3 protein-coding genes are annotated in these 3327 nt (G+C 39.6%); all 3 read right to left on the bottom strand.

Annotation, left to right across the window (positions count from 1 at the left end; genetic code table 11):
* Positions 1-34: 34 nt before the first annotated feature.
* Positions 35-745 (bottom strand): hypothetical protein, encoded by a 711-nt coding sequence (locus EI164_RS15245; protein WP_192520803.1) that lies wholly within the window; start codon positions 743-745, stop codon positions 35-37.
* 34 nt (positions 746-779) lie between these two features.
* Positions 780-2354, bottom strand: coding sequence for a M12 family metallo-peptidase (locus tag EI164_RS15240; protein WP_192520801.1), 1575 nt, complete (start codon positions 2352-2354; stop codon positions 780-782).
* A partial coding sequence (locus EI164_RS15235) for a DUF2345 domain-containing protein (RefSeq protein ID WP_192520799.1) occupies positions 2354-3327 on the bottom strand: 974 nt, incomplete at its 5' end. The genes EI164_RS15240 and EI164_RS15235, both read right to left, overlap by 1 nt.

The following is a 3327-nucleotide window of genomic DNA, read 5'->3' as shown; positions in this document are numbered from 1 at the left end:
TTGCTATAAAAATAAGTTTAACCACGAAACACACCTAATTAATTGTCAAGCCTGTCAAAAGAGTTAAGTTGCACTCTTTAATAGGATGATTGGTTCGGTTCATGCCCCAAAGCTCGAACAATATACCGTTATAGCGAACATAGCTATGCAGTGTTTCTCCGTCACTCAATACGTTATTATTCTTAACTTTAACTAAATATTGCTGATAAAGCTGGTCCAGGATTGCATCAGCTTTCTCGTGATCATCAATCACTAAACTAATGATTTCTGTCATAGCAAACTTTTCTTGACCTAGTAGCTGATGACCGTATTTGTTTCTTTCATCAATATCTAAGGGAGAGTAAAAAACTTTAGTTATATTTTCTGATTTCGAAAAACTACCATCACCTCGAATTTGAAGAAAGCCATTAATCTCACTTAACGAAAAATCACTTTTGAAAGAGTTAACGTGGCTTACTTTACTCCACAAAGAAGAGGCTTCTAGCCTTTCAATAAATAGCTCTTTCGGTATGACATCAATAGGAGTCTCTCTTAATACTCCAGTATCCAGTGGTATAGGTTGGTTGTCATAGCCTGTCGGCTCATGACACATTACTGGTTTTTTATTATTTACAGGTTCATCAATTACAATTTCTTTTATATCTGATAATTCAGTAGACTCAGCAACTACTTCGTGTTTGTTGCTGACACTCGCGCAACTTGCTAGCGGTAATGACATTGCTGCAAGAATTAAAATTTTTTTCATATCATTTGCCTTTTAAAAATTACTGGAGTAGCTTTTAAGAATCAGAGTAATCCATGCTCCTATCGCTACGTAACATATCCCACTGCCATTTGAATAAAGCATGGGTATGTCCTTTAAATGGATTGTTAAGTTCAGCATTAGTAATTGTTTTAGGATTTGTCTTTAAATTATAGTCCATTATATTATCGGTATACCCCCTATAAAAACTATGCTCCATAGAAGGTGGCTGACCATATGGTGTAAAGGTATGCCATAGCCCAAAGCTATGCCCTAGCTCATGGACTATCGAGTGTATATCATCTCTTGTAATATTAAATAATAATACAGCATTACCCCAAACTGAGTTACAAGAAGCGCCACCATGCGTCTTACATATCTTTATCTCTTTTTCAGTTGCTCTTCGGATAGTAGCCCTCCCATAGGTAGCAGATTGACCCTCATTTACTTTTAGATCCGTAAAAATAACGTAAGTTTTCTTGTTATTATTATCGTCAATCCAGCCGCTATGGACATAGTTATCTTCTGATACTTTTTTAGGATGAAGCACTTCAAATAGTGAAATGGTATTATTTGTTAGCTCTATTTTTGTTTGCTCGTCATTGGGAATATTCTTATTTTGATACTTATTCAAAAAGGATTCGATGGATTCTCTTATTGGCTTATCTTTATCTAACTGATAATTTTTTAGCTCATTAGGCAATTTTAGTTCAATATTGTTTTTAGGGGATACCACCTTTGCTTTTACTAATGCTTGATTAAACGATTTTGTCTCAATAGCATTTTCATACCCAAATGGAATGAACACATGGGATGCAGAAGGATTATTTTTGTCGTATGGAGTCACAGTAAATTTCACTACCTGCACTTCTGCTTTAGGAACGACGCTATTAGGATACATCATCAGCAGTCCTACATTACGTGTTTTCCCTTTGCGAGTAGCGATTACTTTGACGTAACCTGCTTCGCTATAACTATCGGTCGCCTTTATATTGATTTTGACTGATTCATCTTTATAGTAGTAGACAGTCTTGGAGGATAGTCCTGCTACTGATGAAACTAACTCCCTGTCCTCACGCTTTTGAGTGATGAGCTTGCCTAAAGATATCTTAGGAGGCGATACGACGATACCAGTACTGGTCTCAAAGCTAAGCATAGTGCCATCATCTTCTAGCGGTAGAGGTTCAGCGCTGTCAGCAGACTCTTGATCAATTTGCAGATGTAGATCAACGCCATTGGCATTAATAGGATTAGATGTCGGGAATATCGCTAGCCATGCGGGGATATAAGTCTCTTTGTTCAAAGGTTCGATTTCTTTGATTTCTGCTAGATCAGCCGCATCGCTACGCTTGAGGCGGGTATATTCTTTTATTAAGTTTTCAATTTTAGATCCGTTGTATAATCTTTTTGGAATATTGCCTTCTTCAAGCACTTGTTGTCTATCATAAACATAATCATCCCGAAGCCAATCAAAGCCATAGGAGCCATCATAATCCGGTCCTAAAGGCCTACGAAAATGTACTAAGAACTTTCTTGGATCTGATATTTGTATAGTTTTATTGTTCTCTGGACTTGCTTGCGCAATAGCATTTGAAACAACACCCTCTGTCATTATTTTTTCCCTATTTCTGTTTGCCAAGGCAGCTCTAAATGCACTTCAATCTCATCATCGGTATCAGAATGAAAACGTTCTGACCAACCGTCTTTATCAGTCATTCCTTTGAACTCCTCGCCTGTACGTTTATTTATAGCAGTATAACGCGTGTTGGCATAAGGCTCTTTTTCATCGTTGATAAACTGATAGGCCAAATTATAAACCCCATCCATCAGTGTCTTTTTCTCAGGAATGACATTCGGCAACCCCGCCAACCCCTGTCCATCCATCCCGCCGCCATCACGACTATGCTTACCAGCCTTTTCCGTAAACTGCATTGCCGCAATCGTAATATCACCGCCATCTAGCGTAATACTCGCACCGCCCGCCGTCAGCGTAATCTTGTTCGTTGCTACCACCTCAACTTCCTTAGTTGAGGATGACATATTCACATCTTGCTTTGCTGTCGCTTCAAGCTTCCCTGTATGCGCAGACAGCATAATATTGTCTTTGCCATTGGTCATACTGAATTGACCATCAGCAACCACTGTCAAAGACTCACTACTGACCTGATGATGCCCATCACCACTACTTACCATCATATCTTGCTGAGTGGTCGTTATCATCTCACCCATAGATCGTTGAATCAGCGTATCGTCACTGACATAGCTCGTATCAGCAGCGCCATCAATCAGCGTGTAGGGCGCTTGTTGATGGGTTTTGGTTTGCTGTTCCTCTGCGATAGTTTCTAACTGGGTTTTAATCGCTTTATGGTCATTGACCTGACGTCCCAATCCCGTTGCCAATTGTGTTAAGCGCTCAGCCAAATGTTGACCACCCAATGATGTTTGAGTCAGAGTCGGGGTGTGCTGTTGATAGTTGTGCTGCTCAGATTGCGCATGGGTTTGCGGCTGGGTGGAGAATACTAAAGCTTCACCCGACTTGATATTGATTTGAGCGCTAGTATTGGCATTGATGCCTTGACGTTTAC

The sequence above is a fragment of the Psychrobacter sp. FME13 genome (assembly GCF_014861395.1).
Lineage (GTDB): Bacteria > Pseudomonadota > Gammaproteobacteria > Pseudomonadales > Moraxellaceae > Psychrobacter.
Note: the sequence above shows the minus strand (reverse complement) of the source record. Positions and strands in the feature narration are given on the sequence as shown.

What these genes read in the sequence shown, in the direction of transcription:
- EI164_RS15245 (WP_192520803.1), bottom strand. Translation starts at nt 745, where the DNA reads ATGAAAAAAATTTTAATTCTTGCAGCAATGTCATTACCGCTAGCAAGT.
- EI164_RS15240 (WP_192520801.1), bottom strand. Translation starts at nt 2,354, where the DNA reads ATGACAGAGGGTGTTGTTTCAAATGCTATTGCGCAAGCAAGTCCAGAG.